Here is a 17,525-nt window from a genome sequence, read left to right as displayed (position 1 = left end):
GGTGGGGCTGTGTCGGTGGGGCTGTGTCGGTGGGGCTGTGTCGGTGGGGCTGTGTCGGTGGGGCTGTGTCGGTGGGGCTGTGTCGGTGGGGCTGTGTCGGTGGGGCTGTGGCAAAGCCGGCGGACCGGCTCGCTTGACCACTGGCGCGCAGGATGGGCGGCTTGGGCGAGTCGCGAATGACTCGTCGAGGCACCGCAGTCGCCGCTCGGTGCGCGGGAGGCAGGGCCCGGAGGCCAGCGGCACGACATCTCGGCGGCTTGCCACGCTCCCCAGGCAGCGCGCCGGACCTCGAGATGACCCGGCTCAGGCGAGGCCGGCGAGCGACTTGTCGACAAGCTCCGCGACCCGCCCCGCCGCGGCTTCCGCGTCCGAGGGGATCAACGACAGCCGCGTCCGGCGTTCCAGTACGTCCGCCACGTCCAGTGCCCCCTCGTTGCGGACCGCCCACACGACCTCCGCCGCCGTGATGTCCGATCCCGGGGCCACCGGTGCCGCGAACTCCGCGTCCAGCTCACCCAACGCCGCGACCCGCGGGGCCTCCGTGCCATACCGAGCCACCAGTCGCGGCGCGGCGTCCACAAGAGACAGATCCGACCGCGAAGCCGCTCCCAGCAACGGCAACCGCGCGGTCCGGCAAGGCGAAGTGCTCAAACCGGCCAAGCGAACCGCCGAGTCGACCGCGTCCTCCGCCATCCGGCGGTACGTCGTCAGCTTGCCGCCGACCACCGTCAGCAGGCCGTCCGAACCCGCCAGCACCGCGTGCTTGCGGGACAAATCGGCCGAACGACCGCCGCCTTCCACCAGGGGCCGGAGGCCGGCGAACGATCCGGCCACGTCAGCACGGGTCAGCGGCCGGGCCAGTACCGTCGAAGCCAGCTTCAGTAAGAAGTCCACATCGGACTCGGGAACCACTGGTACGTCGGGGATCGAGCCGGAAACCGGCTCGTCCGTGAGTCCCAAGTAGACGCGGCCGTCCGGTTGGGGGAGCAGGAACACGAACCGGTTGGTCTCGCCCGGCACCCCGATGTTCACCGACGTCGTGCCCATCGGGACCGTCCCCGGCGCGAGCACCAGGTGCGATCCCAGCGACGGTCGCAGCCGGACCGAGCCCGTCAGCGTTCCCGCCCACACCCCCGTCGCGTTGATCACCTGGCGCGCGTGGATCTCCACCGTGTCACCGGAAACGCCGTCGACGGCCGTGACGCGGTCCGCGGAAACTGCGGAAGCCGAAAGCCGCGTCAGGATCCGGGCGCCGAACGATGCCGCCGTCCGCGCCAGGGAAACCACCAGGCGCGCGTCGTCGACCAACGCGCCGTCGTACGCCAGCAACGCGCCGCGCAAGCCGGCCGGCGAGAGTCCGGGAACCAATGCCAGTGCTTCCGCGACCGGGATCGAACGCGGCCGCGGCAGCACCGACGACGGTGTGCGCGCCGCCCGGCGGAGGCCGTCGCCGGCTCGGAGGCCGGCCGCCACCAGTGCCTGCTGTGCGCGGGATGTGCTGGGGTACAACGGGAACAGCTGCGGCATCGCCCGCGTGAGGTGCGGCGCCGTGCGCGTCATCATGATGCCGCGCTCGACCGCGCTCTCGTGCGCCAGGCCGAACTCGCCGTGCGCCAGGTAGCGCAGGCCGCCGTGCACGAGCTTCGACGACCAGCGGGACGTCCCGAACGCCAGGTCCCGCGCCTCGACGAGCGCCACCGACAACCCGCGCGAAGCCGCGTCCAGGGCGATGCCCGTGCCGGTGACGCCGCCGCCGACGACAACGATGTCGACGCGCTCGCCCGCCGCCAGCTCCGCGAGCTCGCGTTCGCGGCGCCGCGCGTTGAGCGAGCCGGACGTCACGGCTTCAGCGCCGCGTCGAGCACGTGGGTGAACTCCGCCAGCAGTGCCGCCTCGCCGACGTCCGCCGTCGCCGGGCGCAGCGAGAACGCGAAGGACTGGACCACCAGCAGCACCGACCGGGACTGCGCCGCGACCGGCGCCCGCCGGATCGACCCGTCCTGGTGCCCGGCCTCCAGTAGCTGGTGCAACGCCGCCTCGGCGAACTTCTGCGTCGCGCCCAGCCGCTCCACGATGTACGGGAGGACCAGCTCGGGGTCGACGTCGAGCAGCGTGCGGAACAGCGGGTCGGCCGACAGCGAACGGACGCCGGCCGACGCGATGAGCACGAGCCGCTCGCGGCTGTCCGAGGCGTCGGCGCCGCGTTCGCTCGCCGTGCGCAGCAGCCCGCTGAACTCGCGGGTCATCAGCGCGGCGAGCACGCTGCGGACGTCGGGGAAGCGGCGGTAGACCGTCATCCGGCTGACGCGCGCGGTGCGGGCGATTTCGGCGAGTGTGGTGCGGCGCACACCGACGGCCAGTACGCACGAGCGCGCGGCGTCGAGCAGCACGTCATCGGCCACTCGGGTCGCCGTCTGGCGGTTGCGGGTGTCCGCGAGCGCGGATGATCCCGCGGTCTCCATAGTGTGACGTTTCACGTCCATGTGTCACACTGTATCGGTGAACGCGCTCATTGACCACCGCCTTCGACGGTCCTGGACTCCGGAAGCCGCCGACGCCGCCCGGCTGCCCGCGCGGGCGGCCAAGTGGCTTGAACAGCGTATAGGCCAGACGGCTCCCGGTGCTGCCCCGGCGGGTGATTTGCCGGTGGAAATACCGTCACCGAAACTGGACGAATCTGCTGTCAAAGCGCTGTCAGGCGTCGTGGGCACGGAAAACGTGCTGGTCGACGACGCGGCCCGGCTGGCGCGCGCGACGGGACTGTCCTACCTCGACCTGCTGCGCCGCCGTTCGCCCTCAGTGGACTTCCCGGTGCCCGACGCGGTCGTGCTGCCCGCCGGCCCGGACGAGGTCCAGTCGGTGCTCGACGTCTGCGTGCGGCACGACGTCGGGGTGGTGCCCTTCGGCGGCGGCACCTCGGTCGTCGGCGGGGTCGCGGCGCTGCGCGGCGAGAAGGCGGCGGTGATCGCGCTCGACCTCGTCCGCCTCGACGCATTGGTGTCGGTCGACGCCGAGTCGCGCCTCGCCGTGCTGCAGGCCGGTGTCCGAGGGCCCGAGGCCGAGCGCCTCCTCGGCGAGCACGGCCTGACGCTCGGGCACATCCCGCAGTCGTTCGAACGGGCCACGATCGGCGGCTTCGCGGCGACGCGCTCGGCCGGCCAGGCGTCGTCGGGCTACGGACGCTTCGAAGACATGGTCAAGGGTGTGCGCCTGGCGACGCCGCGCGGCGAGTGGAAGCTCGGGATCGCGCCGGCGTCGGCCGCCGGGCCGGACCTGCGCCAGCTCGCGATCGGCAGCGAAGGCACGCTCGGCGTGATCACCGAGGTGACACTGCGGGTGCGCCCGGCGCCGCCGGTCAAGCGGTACGAGGGCTACGCGCTGCCCGGCTGGGAGGCAGGCCGCGAGGCCGTCCGCGACCTCGCGCAGCACCACGCGCTCGCCGACGTCACCCGGCTGTCCGACGGGGACGAGACCGAAGTTTCCCTGGCGCTGAACGCCGGTCCCAAAACGACGGCGTTGCGCAAGTACCTCGCCGCGCGCGGGGTGGCGCGGCCGTGCTTCCTCATCGTCGGCTGGGAAGGCACGGCGCACGACGTGGCGCTGCGCCGCCGCGAGACGGCGCGCCGGCTGAAGGCGTCGGGTGCGGTGCGCGTCGGCAAGGCGCTCGGCGAGTCCTGGCGGCACGGCCGGTTCGGCGGGCCGCGGCAGCGCGACGCCTTGATGGACCAGGGTGTCTGCGTCGAGACGCTGGAGACCGCGGCTTATTGGTCCACTGTGGACGAACTGCGGGACGACGTGCGGGCGGCGCTCACGGCGTCACTCGGCCCGTCCATCGTGATGTGCCACATTTCGCACGCGTACGAGACGGGTGCGTCGCTGTACTTCACGGTGCTGACGGCCCGCGACGAGGCGAACCCGGCCGGCCAGTGGCAGCGCGCGAAGGCGGCGGCGTGCGAGGCGATCACCGGGCTGGGCACGATTTCGCACCACCACGCCGTCGGCGTCGACCACGCGCCGTACCTGCAGGCGGAGATCGGTTCGCTCGGGGTCGAAGTGCTGCGCGCGGCGAAGTCGGCGGTCGACCCGACCGGGATCCTCAACCCGGGAAAGCTGGTCTGAGCACTTCGCAGGGGACGCCGTGGCCGTCCGCGGCGACGCCGTCGAGCTTCGCCGCGGCGGCCTGCGGGACGTCGGCGGTGCGCACCGGCACGCCGTCCACCAGCAGCGGGTAGCGGATCGGCGCGGCGCCGACGTACGCGTGGACCTCGGTCAGGCGGGTGCCGTCTTCGAGCGTGATGTCGGGTTCGGTCAGCCGGGCCAGGTCGTAGCGCGTGCCGCGGCCTTCGCAGCGGTCGAGGACGGCGAGCTGGTCCGGCGTCACGAACCAGATGGCGTGCTCCTCGACGCCGTCGAGCGCGGTGAGCGTGGCCGGCCGCTGGTCGTCGACGACGCGGAAGCCGGCGGCCCACACCGCGGCGAGCCCGCCGCACCGCGCGTGCGCGACGACGACCGGGCCTTCGAGCCCGAGGCGGGCGCGCAGCCAGGTGATCTTCGACGGGTTCGCGTTCGAGCCGTACGCCAGCACGGCCATCCGGTCGCGCCAGCCGCCGGGCGCGGTGTCGAGCGGGTGCCCGACGCCGTCGACGTGCACGAACGAATAACCCGGCCGGGTGCCGGGGTAGGGCTCGGCCGGGTATTCGTCGTCGGTGAAGAGGGTCAGAAGGTCACCACGCTGCGCAGGACGTCACCGTGGTGCATGCGCTCGAAGGCCTGCTCGACGTCGTCGACGCCGATGCGCTCGGTGACGAACTTGTCGAGCGGCAGCCGGCCCTGCAGGTAGAGGTCCACGAGCATCGGGAAGTCGCGGCTGGGCAGGCAGTCGCCGTACCACGACGACTTGAGCGAGCCGCCGCGCGAGAAGAAGTCGATCAGCGGCAGGTCGTTCAGGCGCATCTCCGGCGTCGGGACGCCGACGAGCACGACCGTGCCGGCGAGGTCGCGGCCGTAGAAGGCCTGCCGCCAGGTCTCCGGGCGGCCGACGGCGTCGATGACGACGTCCGGGCCGAAGCTGTTCGTGGCGTCCTGCATGGCCTCGACGACGGCTTCTTCGCTGAGGTCCGTGCTGTTCACGGTGTGCGTGGCGCCGAAGTCCTTGGCCCACGCCAGCTTCCGGTCGTCCCGGTCGATCGCGACGATCGTGGTGGCACCGGCCAGCTTCGCGCCCGCGATGGCGGCGTCGCCGACGCCGCCGCAGCCGATGACCGCGACCGAGTCACCGCGCGTGACGGCGCCGGTGTTGATGGCCGCGCCGAGCCCGGCCATCACGCCGCAGCCGAGCAGCCCGGCGACCGCGGGCTCGGCCTCGCGGTTCACCTTGGTGCACTGTCCGCTGTGGACGAGGGTCTTCTCGAGGAAGGCCCCGACGCCGAGCGCGGGCGACAGCTTGGTGCCGTCGGCGAGCGTCATGGGCTGGGCGGCGTTGAAGGTCGAGAAGCAGTACCACGGCTTGCCGCGCTTGCAGGCGCGGCAGGTGCCGCAGACGGCGCGCCAGTTGAGGATGACGTAGTCGCCGGGCTCGAGATCGGTGACGCCGTCGCCGACCGCCTCGACGACACCGGCGGCCTCGTGGCCGAGCAGGAACGGGAACTCGTCGTTGATCCCGCCCTCGCGGTAGTGCAGATCGGTGTGGCAGACCCCGCAGGCCTGCACGTTCACGACGGCCTCGCCCGGCCCGGGATCGGGGACGAGGACGGTCTCCAGCGAGACGGGCTCGCCCTTCGCTCGCGAAACGACCCCCTGGACCTCGTACGGCATGCGAATCCACCTTCCGGCTTTGCTGGCTCTGCCCGCAGCTAATCACGGATCATGCGGAGATGGCGACATCCGCATGAGTGAGGTTCGGTGATCGATGCGCAACATGTTGCGCTTCACGCAACTCTCATCCGGCGGCGGCGGATGTGGGATGGTTCCTGCCATGGCGTTTGTGATCGGGCTTCCCTGCGTCGACGTCAAGGACCGCGCGTGCGTCGAAGAATGTCCCCTGGACTGCATCTACGAGGGAGCCCGGAGTCTCTACATCCACCCGGGCGAGTGCTTCGAGTGCGGTGCCTGTGAGGCGGCCTGCCCGGTGGGGGCGGTCTCGTACGTGGAAGACCCCGCGCTCGCACCGGACAACGGCCTGTTCTTCAGCGAGATCCTCCCCGGGCGCGACGCACCACTGGGTTCTCCGAACGGTGCGGCCGCGGTCGGCCCGCTGAACGCGGACACGGTCCAGGTCGCGGCGCTGCCGCCGCAGCGTCCGCCCGCACGGCGGCCACCGCGGGAGAAGTCTCCGGACGGCGGCTGTGGCTGTGCCGACGATTCCGGCGGTCGGCGCGACCCGGGCTGAAGCGGCGTGCCTCCGGCCCCCGGGTTCCACGCTACCCGGCGGTACCGACAGTTCCGGGTGGCTCAGGCAGGCCCATCGACGCCAGCCGCGCCGGGTCCGCCACCGCCGCGATCGCCGCGATCCGACCTTCCAGCACGGTGAACGCCACGACCGACAGCGGGGAGCCGTCCGGACGCCACGCCACCACGCCCGGCAGACCGCCGACCAAGACCTCCCGGCCGTCGTTGGCCCCGCCGAAGCGGGCTCCCGCCGCGACGTTCGTCGCTCCGAGGACCACCACCACGCCGTCCGGGGTGTCGACCGTCAGCCGCACGTCCGGATCCAGCACACGCAGCAGTTCCTCGAAATCACCGTCGCGGGCCGCCCTCAGGAACGCGTCCACCACCTCGCGCTGTTCCCGGCTCGCGGCAGGCGGTGACGGCGTCCGCACCTTCCGGCGGGCGCGGCTGGCCAGCATCTTGGCCGCCGCGGTCGACTTGCCGAGGATGCGGCCGATCTCCTCGAACGGCACCGCGAACAGGTCGTGCAGCACGAACGCCAGCCGCTCGCTCGGCCCGAGCGACTCCAGGACCACCAGCAGCGCGAGCCCGACCGAGTCCGCCAGCGCGACGTCGTCCTCGGGCCCTTCGTCGACCGTCACGACGATTTCGTCGTAGAGCGCCTCGGGCCGGGCTCGGCGCGAGCGCAGGACGTCGAGGCTGATCCGGCCGACCACCGTCGTCAACCAGCCGTCGAGGTTGTCGATCGTTGCCGCGTCCTGGCGCGACAGCCGCAGCCACGCCTCCTGGACCACGTCCTCGGCGTCGGCGTGCGAGCCGAGCACCCGGTGGGCCACCGCGCGCAGCCGGTCGCGCTGCGCTTCGAAGGCCTCGGTCACCGTGTCGGGCATGTCGTTACCTTCCTCCGTTCGGCTCCGTCGTGGGGATGACGGGCCCGGAGGGGCACAGGTAACAAAGGGAGGACCGATGGAAGCACGGCTCAAGGACTCGGGGAACCCCGAGGTGTTCGGCGCGATCCAGCAGATCATCAAGGCGGTGCACGCCGGCGGCGTCGACCCGCTGGTGCTGGAGCTGGTCCACCTGCGGGCCAGCCAGATCAACGGCTGCAGCCCGTGCGTCTTCGGCGGAGTCCAGTCGGCGAAGAAGCACGGCGAGACCGAAGAGCGGCTGCACAACGTGGTCGCGTGGCGCGAGACGCCGTTCTACACCGAGCCGGAGCGAGCGGCGCTCGCGCTGACCGAAGCCGCGACCCGGCTCCAGGACGGCGAACCCGGCGTCACCGACGAGATCTGGGCGGAAGCCGCGAAGCACTTCGACGAGCGGCAGCTGTCGGCGATCACCTTGAACATCGCGCTCACCAACTTCTTCAACCGGATCAACCGCACGACGCGGCAGCCGGCCGGCCAGACCTGGTAAAGCCGGCCGGTCGCCGCACCGGTCCCGGGTCAGGCCGGGGTGATGATGTACGCGATGCCGCCGGGGCCGCTCGCGACGGTCCCGTCGGCGCGGTACCGCTTGGTCCGCTGCCAGATCTTCTCGAACTGGTCGCGCTTGTAGATGTTGCGCACGCGGTCGTTGCTGCTCGACGCCGGGTCGTTCGCGATCACGTCGCCGTCCTTCGTGAAGCCGACGACCACCATGATGTGCCCGGCCGTCCCGTAGCCCGCGCCGTCGAGCTCCTCGGACAGGAACGACTGCGACGTGATCACCGGGATGCCGCGGGCGATGTAGCCCTCCAGCTCGTTCAGCGAGTGCAGCCGCGTGATGTGCCCGCGCAGCCCGCGCGACGCCGCGTACGCCGTGTTGAACGGCCAGTTGCCGGTGCCGTCGTAGGCGTGGTCGTAGGTGTAGCGCGCCGCGAACGCCACCGACGGGTCGACGTAGTCCGCCGGGATCCAGGACATCTCCGCCGCCGACGGCTTCTTGCCCCAGTACTCGGCCACCATCTCGGTCGACGTCGGGCTGCACCACGCTTCGCCGCCCCCGCCGTACTGCGGGAACTGTCCTTTGTGGAGGTTCTGCGCGTACGCCGGCACCTTCAGCTCGATCCCGGTGGCGCGGCCCGGCTTCGTCGTCCGCACGTCGAAGCGGTCCGGCACGGCGGACGTCATCGCGCCCAGCGACGTCACCGACGGCGTCGCGCGCGAGCCCTTTTCGCGGTAGAGGCTGATCCGCAGCTTGTACGACTTCAGCGTCACGCCGGTCTTCGTCACCAGCGTGTCGACGTCGACCAGGGCGTTCGCGTCGTCCTGGCCGTCGACGCTGGTGCGCAGGATGTCGGTGTCGCCGCTGGCCCAGCGGCCCATCACGTACCACGCGGTTTCGGCGCCCGCCGGCGTCTTGCCCTGCGCCTCGACCTGCAGCCAGGTGTTCGCCGGCGTCCGCGCGTTCCAGGACGAGACCAGCTGCGTCGCGCCGAAGCCCTGCCGGTACGACGGTGACGTCCACTGGCCGTACTCGTACGTTCTCGTCGTGCCCAGCTCCGGCTCGGTGTGCTCGACCGTGCCGGCCGGGCGCGTGATGCGCAGGCCGTCGTGGGTCAGTGTGAGCCCGGCGAAGTGGCCTTCGTAGAAGCCGCCGCCGTTCCACTCGTGGTAGTCGATCGACTCGTCTTCACCGGGCCGGGCGGGCGAGGCCTCGGCGACCTGCGCGGTTACAGCTGTTAACACAACCACTGACAATAAGGTGAACAACTTGCGTGCGCGCATCCCGGCTCCCTGATCGACCCACCCAGTAGGCAGGGATTTTCGCCGGTCGGGCCGGGTATGTAAACAGGTACCTACAGGACGGCCTGCGTCTGTGTCACTTTCGCGACCAACTTGCCGCCGTCGTCGTGGATCTCCGTCTCCACCACGACGAACTTGCGGCCGGCGTGCAGTGGTCTGGACGACGCAACGGCGTAGCCCGAACGCACGGCACGCAGGAAGTTCGTCTTCGACTCGACGGTCGTCGTGCCCTGCGCGCCCTCGGGGAGGTTGAGGAACGCGCACACGGCACCGGTCGAGTCGGCCAGCGCCATGAGCGCGCCCCCGTGCAGCACGCCGCCGAGCGTGCAGAGGCTCTCGTCCCACTTCAGGCGGCTGCGGACGAGTGCCTTGCCGTGCTCCAGCACCTCGACGCCGAGGCGCTCGGAGAACGGCATGGTGCGGTGGAAGAGCTGGGTGCCCTCGGGATCGGTCATGCCCCGCAGCCTGCCCGAAGACCGGCCGCGGGGCGATTACCTCGCGGGTAACGCGGTCAACTCAGCGGGCGAGTCGGCGAAATTCACCGGTGGGCGGTGGCCGTGGCGTGAACGGTTCCGTCGAGCGAAGTCGTACTGTAGAGTTGATATTTTCTGTTTCGGCCCCTGCGGGATGGAGCGTGAGTGGAATGGACGACACCGCTGCACCTGTAGAGGAGTACGAGTACCGTCCAGTGTTGTCGGCGGAGACCGGCAGCCGGGTGCGCATGCGGAGCCAAGAGCGCCCTGGAGTCCGGGTCGTCAAGGTCTCGACACCTCGCGTGGGTACCGACGGACTGCGCGAGGTGCTGAAGGAACGGTACGGCCTCAAGAAGTAGCAGGTCGCAAAAATTCCTGCCCCAGCGTCTTCATTCGCACGGAGAGATCGCGCATGCGTTCGCTGTCGGATTCACCGAAGTAGACGTCGTCGTGCACGTCTGGTGCGTGAAGGAGCAGAATCACCACGCCGACCGGGAGTTCGTAGTACGGTTCCTCGGGCAGGATGATGGGGACCGCCAGGAAGTGGGTCCACCGGCCGTCGCTTCGGTACGCGACGGTGCCTTCGGTCGCCTGGCGAGCGGCAAAAGCGGAAACGGCGGCGTAGCGCGAAAGGTGCTCGATTGTCGCGCTGTGCGGCCAGTACCCGCGGCCAGGCAATATTACACTCTGTGACGACGTGTAGAGACTGAGCTGGCGCGAGTCCGGGTTGGTGCGGACCCACACTTCAGCTTTGACGTAGGACGCTCTGTCGAGTTGCTGCTCCTCGTCGATCGCGAACTGCCGTAGCGTCTGGGAACAGCCGGTGAGGTGCTTGAGTCCCTGCGGGTTGTGCTCTTGCGTCGACCACGACGTCCACCATTTCCGGAGCCGGGTCGAGTAGTCCGGTACCTGGACGTCTCCTGGAATCGCTGCTTCGTTCAAGAATTGGCAGACTTGGCCGTAGAAGTCGGGACGGAGGACTTGAACGCCGAGATGGAGGCCGCGGAGTGCCGCGTACCGGGCACTGGGCGGTAACCAGGGCTTTTCCCGTTGCTGAGCGTGTGAGACCTCGTCTTCCACCGGTAGCAGGGCGTAGACCTCGCCTTTGCTGAAGCGTCGGACCATCGCGGCGATGTTGTAGTCCCGCAACGACGCTCCGACGAAGAGGGTCAACCCGCCTCCGGCCACCCGTTTGGGAAGGTAATCCCGCCACGGGCTGTACCGGTCCCAGTTGATGTACTCGCTTTCGGAAAAGACCACGGACTGCGCGGCCTCGGTGCGGGGTATGAATCCGTGGAGGTGGGAGATCGGGACTCCGGGCGCCAGGCCGTCGTCATCCGTTTTCCAGTTGGTGTAGACCTCGGTGTCGTGTAACCGGAGATCGCTGAGCGTGACGTCGTGGTTCGCGATCTTTTCAAGTACGTCGTCGTAGTTGGTAGTGAGGATGTGCACGTCGCAACCTGCCAGACGCTTGGCTACCGCCAATCGAAGGACGTACACAGCCAAAGAGTCTTCTGGGATTGCTTCGTGTTCCGTGTTCCGGCCGGCGTACAGAATCCGAGCGATGTCCTTGTTGCGCTGCTCGACGGCGTGGCCGGGGAACCGTTCCTCGTAGAGCGCGTCGACGATCGACGCGGCCGGCATCTGGTGGAAGAAGTCGACGGCCTGGTGGACGGTGGCGCGACACTCCTGGTCGTCTCGATAGGTCCTCGACTCCAGATCCTCCAGGAGCCGGGAAACGAGAGCCGACCAGTTGGGAACCCGAAGGTCCGCGGCAATACCGGCACCGGTGAAGATCGTGAGCCTCCGCGCGTCGGCGACTTTGCGGATGGCCTCCTTTGTGTCGGCTTCGTCGAAGAAGCCGATTCCAGGATCACGGTGCGGTGGTCGATCATGGTTTACCAAAGCTCACCTCGCCGACTCGGGTCAATCAGTCTAGCGAAGCGGACGTGCGTTGTGCAGAAGAAACAGAACGGACAACATTGTGTCCGCTTTGAGTCATTGTTTTGCCCAGTTTCTCCGGCGGGTTCGGAGGGTGGTGGGCCGCGCGGACGTGGCCCACCACCTGTAACGCGCTCAGCTCAACGGGTTCACCAGCAGCAGCTCGGTGTTGTGGTCGGTGGCGGCCCCGACGCGGCCGAGGTCGACGTGGATGTCGTTGTACGACAGCTCGCGGTACAGCGACGCAAGCGCTTGCGGGGTCCGGGCGCCGTAGTCCACCGCGTACGGTGCCTCGGCCTCGATCAGCGTCGTGAACAGCGACAACGTGCCGTCCGCGTTGTCCGCGACCTCGACGATCCGGGCCTGCTGCGGGAAGTCGACGTGCGACGCCGTGTTGATCTCCCAGAAGCTCTGCTGCGGCGTGCTCCCGGCGTGCGGGGTGATCTTGTTGAGGTGCGTGTGGCCGTTGACCCACGCCAGCACGTTCGGGAACCGCTTGAGCAGCGCGACGAACGCGTTGCCGTCCAGGCGCGGGTCGAGCAGGTGGCGCGAGTCCGGCAGGACGTTGCCCATCGAGCCGCTCGTGTGGTGGCTGAACAGGAGGAACAGCTCGTCGGTGACGGCATGGGTGGTCCTGCGCCCGAAGAAGTCGTAGTACGTCGAGCTGTTGCGCTTCAGCGTCGCCTCGACCCAGTTGTACTGCGCGAGGCCGATCGAGCCGTCGGCGAACCCGGCGTCGGTCGTCGTGTCGAGGCTGATCCCGGTGATGCCCGGCGCGATCCGGAACGTGTAGTAGACGTTCTTGCCGTCGGCGTTCGAGCTGGTGAAGCCGTGCCCGACGGGACCGGGGCCGGTGTTGGCCGAGTCGAGGTGCGCGCGGACGAACTCACCGGTGTCGAACGGGCGGCGCCGCGCGTCCGGCGTGATCTCGCGGATCGTGCCGCTGCCGCCGAACAGCTCGGCGATCGGCACGCTCGAGCCGGGCTTCTTGATGGCGTCGGCGAGCTTCTTCGCGGTGCTCTCGTCCTTGCCGATGACCTTGTACTTCCCGGTGTACCAGGCGTCGATGCCGGGGATCTGCGCCGGCAGCGAGCCGACGATGCTGTCGTCGTGGTTGCCGAAGGTGCAGAACCACGGGACGTCGAGGCCGGGCGCGGTGAACGTCTGGATGCCGGCTTCGAGCAGGCCGGGAATCTGCGGGAAGCCCTTGGCCGTGTAGTCGTCGGTACCGGGCTTGCCGGGGTTCCAGAACTCGTGGTTGCCGGAGTTCTGGACGCCTTCGTAGGCGTTGGTCGCGCCGGAGTTCGGCGTGACGGTCCCGCCGTTGAGGACCTTGAGGAACCAGTCGAGCTCGATCAGCTCGTGGTTGTCGGTGTTGTCGCCGGTGGTGACCATGAGGTCGAACGGGCGCCCGGTGAACGGGCCCTGCCGCACACTGTTGACGCGCTCGACCAGCGCGCTGGTGGCGACGGTGCCGAGCGCCTCCTGCGGGCGGTGCGCCGAGCCGATGAAGGGGTGCAGGTACTCGAAGCGCGCGGGGCTTTCGGTGTCGGTGATGTGCAGGTCGGTGAACTGCACGAACGCGCTGAGGGCGCGGCGCCGGTCGTCGCGGCCGGTCTGCGGGGCGGCGAGATCGCTCCGGACGGCCAGCGGCCAGCCGGGTCCGGCGGACAGGCGGCTGTAGCTCGCGGTGCCGCCGCCCGTGGCGACCTGCTCGAGGGTCGTGCCGGCGGTGCTGACCGAGCGGGTGCTCGTGAGCCGCAGTGCGCGGTCGAGCGCGTTGGCGGTGGGCGTGCACAGCAGCAGTCCGAGACCGGCGGCGCCCGCGGTGGCGAAGGTGCGCCGGGTGAGTTCGGCCATGGTTGTTTCGCTCCCCAGTTTCTCGGTTGCCCAGCACCGTGCCGGACGCCGGTGTCCGGGCGGTGAACGTGACGTTTCGAGCCACCTTGTCACAGGTGTCGGGGTGGGGTGTACCGCCGAAGGTCGTGGTCAATTCCGCCGGGGAACGCTCAGGAGTAGAGGCCGAACCCGGCAGGTGCACTCACGACTTGGAAGTAGAACAGGATCACGATCGCCGCCGGGACCACCGCGATGATGCCACAGGACAGGCCCGCGATGCCCATTCCCTTGCCTGTGTAGCCCGGGCGGTAGGCCTGGGCCAGGCCGCCCCACGAGAGGCCGATCGCCAGGAAACTGAGGACCAGGTTGACGAACGGGACTAAGAACAGGACCAGGGCGACGATGCCGACGACCATGCCGGCCACCGCTAACCCGCTGGTGTTCGGCCGGGACGCGGTCATCGGGCACTGGGCGCACTGCTGCTGGACGTACGGCGGCGCCTGGCCCGGCCGCGAGCCCGGCGCCGAAGGCGGGTGGGCCTGGTCCGGCTGCCGGTAGGGGGCGAACTCGGTCATCGCGAACCTGTTCCCGCCGTTACCCGGAGTCGTCGGCGCTCCGGGTCCGGGCGTTGCGTCAGCAGTAGAAACCGCAGGTCGTCGTCACGGTCGCCGCGGCGGTGAAGAAGATGACCATGAAGATGATCGCGGGGATCATCGCGATGATGCCGGTCACCAGGCCCGCGATGCCCATGCCGCGGCCGGTGTACCCGGGCTTGGCCGCCTGCGTCAGGCCGGCCCAGGACAGCCCGATCGCGAGCAGGCCCATCAGCACGTCGCCGAACGGGATCCAGAACCCGAGCAGGGCGAGGATGCCGACGACCATGCCCGCGACGCACAGCCCGCTGGTGCGCAGCATCGGGTAGGGGACCGCCACCGCGGCGTACGGCTGCGCGGGAAAGGGCGCGGAGATCGGGTTCTGCTGGGGCTGCCAGGAGGGCTGGACCGGGATCGGCGCGTTCGCCGCCGGGTCTTCCGGGTGCAGCGGCGGGTAGTGGTCGGGCGTGGTCATTCGAGCACCTGCTTCCTTCGGGACGTTCCCGGAGTCGGCCGCTGCCCGCGACGTGTTACGACCCGCCCAAACCGGACTCCGTCACTCCGCGCACCAGGTACCGCTGCAGGAACGCGAACAGCAGCACGATCGGCAGGATCGACACCGCCGCCGCCAGGAACAGCAGGTCGAGCTGCGGGTTCTGCGCCGTCAGCAGTCCCGACAGCGCCACCTGGACGGTCCACGAGTCGGGGGACTGGGCGATGATCAGCGGCCACAGGAACGCGTTCCAGCTGCCGATCACCGTGATCACCGCGATCGCCGCGAAGAACCCCCGCGAGTTCGGCACGACGATCCGCCAGAACACGCCCCAGCGCGTCAGCCCGTCGACCCGTCCCGCCTCTTCCAGCTCACGCGGGAAGTCCAGGAAGTACTGCCGGAACAGGAACACGCTGAACGCGCTGAAGAGCCCGGGGATGACCAGGCCGCGGAAGTCCGACAGCCAGCCGAGCGTCGAGACGACCACGAAGCTCGGCACGAACGTCACCGACGTCGGGATCATCAGCGTCGCCAGCACCGCGTAGAACACGATCCCGGAATGCCGGTACGGGATCCGCGCCAGGCCGTAGCCCGCCAGCGAGCAGAGCACGAGGAGCCCGACCGTCTGCAGCACCGCCACGATCGCCGAGTTCAGCAGGCTCCGCGCGAAGGGGACGTCGTCCAGGGCGAACAGCCGCGAGAAGTTCTCCCAGTGCACAGTGGACGGGAAGAACGTCCACTGTGGAGCGGTGAGCTCCGCCCGCGACGCCAGGCCGTTGCGCACCAGCAGGTAGAACGGCAGCAGGAACAGCACCGCCGCGATGATCAGCGCCGTCCACCGGAAGAAGGCCCTCATGACGCACGTCCGAAGCGGAAGACGCGGCCCTGCAGCAACGTCACCAGCGCGATGATCAGCGCCAGGATCAGCGCGCCCGCGCTGCCGCGGCCGAGGTCCTGGCCGCCCGAGCCCAGCGACGTGTAGTACAGGTACACCAGCGGCGGCCGGGCGAACGGCGGGTAGCCGCGGGCGTCGCCCATGATGTTGTAGAACTCGTCGAACGCCTGGTACGCGTTGATCAGGTTCAGCAGGAGCACCGCCACGGCCGTCGCGCGCAGCTGCGGCAACGTGATGTACCGGAACACTTGCCACCCCGGCTTCGCGCCGTCGAGCCACGCCGCTTCGTACAGGTGGTGCGGGATCCGTTGCAGCGCCGCGATGAACAGGATCATGTAGAACCCGAGCTGCAGCCACAGCCGCGCCGTCACGAGCACGATCCAGTACAGCGGCGGGTTCACCGTCCCGGTCCAGGCCACCGGGTCCGCGCCGAACAGGCCGAGCACCGTGTTCGCCAGTCCATATCGGACACCCGAGAACAGGGACGTCTTCCAGATCAGCGACGCGACGACGTACGAGCACGCGAACGGCAGGAAGAACACCGACCGGAAGAACGCCCGCGCGAACTCGAGCCGGTTGACCCCGAGCGCGAGGGCCAGCGACAGCACGAACGTCAGCGGCACGATGAACACCGCGAACACGCTGAACGTCCCCAGGCTCGACAGGAACGGCTCGTCGGTGAGCATGTGCCCGTAGTTGTCCAGCCCGACGAAGTCCGTCGGCGTGACCGTGTTGCGCGCGTCGAAGAAGGACAGGTACGCGCTCCAGCCGATCGGCAGGTACGCGAACACCGCGAGCCCCAGCAGGAACGGCCCGACGAACAGCCAGAACGCGCGTGCGTCGCGCCCCTTCATCCGAACAGGCGCTTGAGTTCGGACTTGGCCACCTCGACGGCCGTCTTGGTCTGCGCGACCGGATCCGCCCCTTCCTTCGCGATCTTCGCGACCGCGTCGGACAGCGCCGTGTTCGACTGCTGTGTCCACACCGGACCGCCGACCAGGTGGCTGTTCTCCTTGACGAACTTCGCGGCGTCCGCGGCCGGGCCCGTCTTGAGGCTGTCCGCGCGGCCGGTGAGGCTCTGGCGCGCCGGGACGTGGAAGCCGAACTTCGTCGCGAACTCCAGCTGGTAGTCGGTCCGGTCGATCCACAGCCACTTCACGAACGCCTTCGCCTCGGCGACGTGCTCGCTCTTGGCGTTGACCATCGCGCTGTACGCGCCGACCGGTACCGACGGCGCGCCGCTGCCGTCCAGCCGCGGGAACGGCAGCACGCCGAAGTCGTCGTCGAACGCGTCGCGGATCTTCGGCACGTTCCACAGCCCGGTCCACTGCATCGCCGCGAGCCCGTCGGTGAACGCGCCCGGGTCCGACCAGTCGGCGGGCGCGCCGAGCAGCAGCGAGCCGTTCGAGTTGAGCGTGTGCAGCTTGGCCAGCGCGGTCGCCGCGCGCGGGTCGTCGAAGCCGACTTCGCGGTTGCCGTTCTTCAGGTAGTCGAGGCCGGCCGACCACAGCAGCGGCCCGGTGAGCACGCCGACGCCGCCGTCGTTGCCCGCGAAGAGGCCTTTGACGCCGTCCTTCGAGAGCTTGGCGGCCGCGTCGACCAGCTCGTCGACGGTCTGCGGCGGCTGCACGCCCGCGGCCTGCAGCAGGCTCTTGCGGTAGAAGAGCACCTGCGTGTCGATGGCCTGCGGGACGCCGTAGACCTTGCCCTCGACGGTCTGCGCGGCGAGCACGGCCGGGCTGAAGTCGCCCTTCGCCGGCCCGACGACGTCATCGAGCGAGACCACCTGGTTCTGCCGCACCCAGTCGATCTTGACCTGCGCCTCGAAGACGTCCGGCACCTTGCTGTTCTGCAGCGCGGTGACGATCTTCGAGTCGTAGTCGCCCGGGTTCCACTGGACGTTCACGGCCGCGCCCGGGTACGTCGCGGCGTAGCGCTTGACCGCTTCCTGGACGCCGTCTTCGCCGTACGCGTGGTACCACTGCTGGAGCGTGACCTTGGGCGCGTCCGAGGGCGGCGGACCCGCCGAGTACGCCGTCGACGGGGGCGCGGTGCCCTGCCGCCCGGTGTTCGACCCGCACGCCGCGGTCAGCGCGCCGGCTCCCGCCAACGCCAAGAACTTGCGCCTGTTATGCATCCCCAGAACCCCTCCGACGTGCTCTGAAGGCCACCATGAAG

At 69.7% G+C, this 17,525-nt stretch carries 18 protein-coding genes; 4 read left to right on the top strand and 14 right to left on the bottom strand.

All coding sequences use genetic code 11. The features are described 5' to 3' along the window. Positions 1–303: 303 nt before the first annotated feature. Complete coding sequence (locus ACZ7PG_RS28155) at positions 304–1,842, bottom strand: glycerol-3-phosphate dehydrogenase/oxidase (RefSeq protein WP_470242051.1); 1,539 nt, start codon at positions 1,840–1,842, stop codon at positions 304–306. Continuing rightward, positions 1,839–2,402: a TetR/AcrR family transcriptional regulator gene (locus ACZ7PG_RS28150; protein WP_470242434.1), complete on the bottom strand. Its 564-nt coding sequence runs from the start codon at positions 2,400–2,402 to the stop codon at positions 1,839–1,841. Before ACZ7PG_RS28150 ends, ACZ7PG_RS28155 begins: the two co-directional genes overlap by 4 nt. Positions 2,403–2,499: 97 nt before the next feature. Between ACZ7PG_RS28150 and ACZ7PG_RS28145 the strand changes: the two genes are divergently transcribed. After that, entirely contained in the window at positions 2,500–4,119 is a 1,620-nt protein-coding gene (locus tag ACZ7PG_RS28145) for an FAD-binding oxidoreductase (protein ID WP_470242050.1), read from the top strand. Here ACZ7PG_RS28145 and ACZ7PG_RS28140 read toward each other — a convergent pair. Together ACZ7PG_RS28140 and ACZ7PG_RS28135 are read right to left on the bottom strand one after the other, a co-directional pair. Continuing rightward, positions 4,097–4,651: a gamma-glutamylcyclotransferase family protein gene (locus tag ACZ7PG_RS28140; RefSeq protein ID WP_470242049.1), complete on the bottom strand. Its 555-nt coding sequence runs from the start codon at positions 4,649–4,651 to the stop codon at positions 4,097–4,099. The genes ACZ7PG_RS28145 and ACZ7PG_RS28140 overlap by 23 nt on opposite strands. A gap of 65 nt (positions 4,652–4,716) precedes the next feature. After that, positions 4,717–5,814: an S-(hydroxymethyl)mycothiol dehydrogenase gene (locus ACZ7PG_RS28135; protein WP_470242048.1), complete on the bottom strand. Its 1,098-nt coding sequence runs from the start codon at positions 5,812–5,814 to the stop codon at positions 4,717–4,719. Between the two features lie 160 nt (positions 5,815–5,974). On the opposite strand from ACZ7PG_RS28135, the gene ACZ7PG_RS28130 reads away from it, so the two are divergent. Continuing rightward, positions 5,975–6,388, top strand: a complete 414-nt coding sequence (locus ACZ7PG_RS28130) for a 4Fe-4S dicluster domain-containing protein (RefSeq protein ID WP_470242047.1) — start codon at positions 5,975–5,977, stop codon at positions 6,386–6,388. Between the two features lie 31 nt (positions 6,389–6,419). Here ACZ7PG_RS28130 and ACZ7PG_RS28125 read toward each other — a convergent pair whose 3' ends face one another. Further along, entirely contained in the window at positions 6,420–7,277 is an 858-nt protein-coding gene (locus tag ACZ7PG_RS28125; RefSeq protein WP_470242046.1) for a sigma-70 family RNA polymerase sigma factor, read from the bottom strand. A 76-nt stretch (positions 7,278–7,353) separates the two neighbouring features. Between ACZ7PG_RS28125 and ACZ7PG_RS28120 the strand changes: the two genes are divergently transcribed. Beyond that, positions 7,354–7,803 carry a carboxymuconolactone decarboxylase family protein gene (locus ACZ7PG_RS28120; RefSeq protein WP_155540748.1) on the top strand — a complete coding sequence of 150 codons (450 nt, stop codon included), beginning with the start codon at positions 7,354–7,356 and terminating at the stop codon, positions 7,801–7,803. 29 nt (positions 7,804–7,832) lie between these two features. Here the strand turns inward: ACZ7PG_RS28120 and ACZ7PG_RS28115 are convergent, their stop codons facing one another. Continuing rightward, positions 7,833–9,095: a peptidase C39 family protein gene (locus ACZ7PG_RS28115; RefSeq protein WP_470242045.1), complete on the bottom strand. Its 1,263-nt coding sequence runs from the start codon at positions 9,093–9,095 to the stop codon at positions 7,833–7,835. A 71-nt stretch (positions 9,096–9,166) separates the two neighbouring features. Next, entirely contained in the window at positions 9,167–9,568 is a 402-nt protein-coding gene (locus tag ACZ7PG_RS28110; RefSeq protein ID WP_470242044.1) for a PaaI family thioesterase, read from the bottom strand. A gap of 188 nt (positions 9,569–9,756) precedes the next feature. Here ACZ7PG_RS28110 and ACZ7PG_RS28105 point away from each other — a divergent pair, with 188 nt between their 5' ends. Further along, on the top strand, positions 9,757–9,945 hold the full coding sequence (locus tag ACZ7PG_RS28105) for a hypothetical protein (RefSeq protein ID WP_470242043.1): 189 nt from the start codon (positions 9,757–9,759) through the stop codon (positions 9,943–9,945). Here ACZ7PG_RS28105 and ACZ7PG_RS28100 read toward each other — a convergent pair. The 7 genes from ACZ7PG_RS28100 to ACZ7PG_RS28070 all read right to left on the bottom strand — a co-directional run bounded on the left by ACZ7PG_RS28100 (position 9,935) and on the right by ACZ7PG_RS28070 (position 17,484). After that, the gene (locus ACZ7PG_RS28100) at positions 9,935–11,491 is read right to left on the bottom strand and encodes an SIR2 family protein (protein WP_470242042.1); all 1,557 of its coding nucleotides are present in this window, start codon (positions 11,489–11,491) and stop codon (positions 9,935–9,937) included. The two genes, ACZ7PG_RS28105 and ACZ7PG_RS28100, sit on opposite strands and share 11 nt — an antisense overlap. Positions 11,492–11,662: 171 nt before the next feature. Next, positions 11,663–13,387, bottom strand: coding sequence for a TIGR03767 family metallophosphoesterase (locus ACZ7PG_RS28095; protein ID WP_470242041.1), 1,725 nt, complete (start codon positions 13,385–13,387; stop codon positions 11,663–11,665). A 149-nt stretch (positions 13,388–13,536) separates the two neighbouring features. After that, a complete protein-coding gene (locus ACZ7PG_RS28090; RefSeq protein ID WP_470242040.1) occupies positions 13,537–13,941 on the bottom strand; it encodes a DUF4190 domain-containing protein in 405 nt (134 codons plus the stop codon). 58 nt (positions 13,942–13,999) lie between these two features. Continuing rightward, positions 14,000–14,434: a DUF4190 domain-containing protein gene (locus tag ACZ7PG_RS28085; protein WP_470242039.1), complete on the bottom strand. Its 435-nt coding sequence runs from the start codon at positions 14,432–14,434 to the stop codon at positions 14,000–14,002. Positions 14,435–14,489: 55 nt separating this feature from the next. After that, positions 14,490–15,308 carry a carbohydrate ABC transporter permease gene (locus tag ACZ7PG_RS28080; protein ID WP_470242038.1) on the bottom strand — a complete coding sequence of 273 codons (819 nt, stop codon included), beginning with the start codon at positions 15,306–15,308 and terminating at the stop codon, positions 14,490–14,492. After that, positions 15,305–16,201 (bottom strand): carbohydrate ABC transporter permease, encoded by an 897-nt coding sequence (locus tag ACZ7PG_RS28075; protein ID WP_470242037.1) that lies wholly within the window; start codon positions 16,199–16,201, stop codon positions 15,305–15,307. Before ACZ7PG_RS28075 ends, ACZ7PG_RS28080 begins: the two co-directional genes overlap by 4 nt. Beyond that, on the bottom strand, positions 16,198–17,484 hold the full coding sequence (locus tag ACZ7PG_RS28070) for an ABC transporter substrate-binding protein (protein ID WP_470242036.1): 1,287 nt from the start codon (positions 17,482–17,484) through the stop codon (positions 16,198–16,200). Before ACZ7PG_RS28070 ends, ACZ7PG_RS28075 begins: the two co-directional genes overlap by 4 nt. Positions 17,485–17,525: the final 41 nt, after the last annotated feature.

It is taken from the genome of Amycolatopsis sp. NPDC114504 (assembly GCF_055633595.1).
Note: the sequence above shows the minus strand (reverse complement) of the source record. Positions and strands in the feature narration are given on the sequence as shown.

What these genes read in the sequence shown, in the direction of transcription:
- ACZ7PG_RS28095 (WP_470242041.1), bottom strand. Translation starts at nt 13,387, where the DNA reads ATGGCCGAACTCACCCGGCGCACCTTCGCCACCGCGGGCGCCGCCGGT.
- ACZ7PG_RS28105 (WP_470242043.1), top strand. Translation starts at nt 9,757, where the DNA reads ATGGACGACACCGCTGCACCTGTAGAGGAGTACGAGTACCGTCCAGTG.
- ACZ7PG_RS28115 (WP_470242045.1), bottom strand. Translation starts at nt 9,095, where the DNA reads ATGCGCGCACGCAAGTTGTTCACCTTATTGTCAGTGGTTGTGTTAACA.
- ACZ7PG_RS28090 (WP_470242040.1), bottom strand. Translation starts at nt 13,941, where the DNA reads ATGACCGAGTTCGCCCCCTACCGGCAGCCGGACCAGGCCCACCCGCCT.
- ACZ7PG_RS28110 (WP_470242044.1), bottom strand. Translation starts at nt 9,568, where the DNA reads ATGACCGATCCCGAGGGCACCCAGCTCTTCCACCGCACCATGCCGTTC.
- ACZ7PG_RS28125 (WP_470242046.1), bottom strand. Translation starts at nt 7,277, where the DNA reads ATGCCCGACACGGTGACCGAGGCCTTCGAAGCGCAGCGCGACCGGCTG.
- ACZ7PG_RS28120 (WP_155540748.1), top strand. Translation starts at nt 7,354, where the DNA reads ATGGAAGCACGGCTCAAGGACTCGGGGAACCCCGAGGTGTTCGGCGCG.
- ACZ7PG_RS28085 (WP_470242039.1), bottom strand. Translation starts at nt 14,434, where the DNA reads ATGACCACGCCCGACCACTACCCGCCGCTGCACCCGGAAGACCCGGCG.
- ACZ7PG_RS28070 (WP_470242036.1), bottom strand. Translation starts at nt 17,484, where the DNA reads ATGCATAACAGGCGCAAGTTCTTGGCGTTGGCGGGAGCCGGCGCGCTG.
- ACZ7PG_RS28135 (WP_470242048.1), bottom strand. Translation starts at nt 5,814, where the DNA reads ATGCCGTACGAGGTCCAGGGGGTCGTTTCGCGAGCGAAGGGCGAGCCC.
- ACZ7PG_RS28130 (WP_470242047.1), top strand. Translation starts at nt 5,975, where the DNA reads ATGGCGTTTGTGATCGGGCTTCCCTGCGTCGACGTCAAGGACCGCGCG.
- ACZ7PG_RS28080 (WP_470242038.1), bottom strand. Translation starts at nt 15,308, where the DNA reads ATGAGGGCCTTCTTCCGGTGGACGGCGCTGATCATCGCGGCGGTGCTG.
- ACZ7PG_RS28075 (WP_470242037.1), bottom strand. Translation starts at nt 16,201, where the DNA reads ATGAAGGGGCGCGACGCACGCGCGTTCTGGCTGTTCGTCGGGCCGTTC.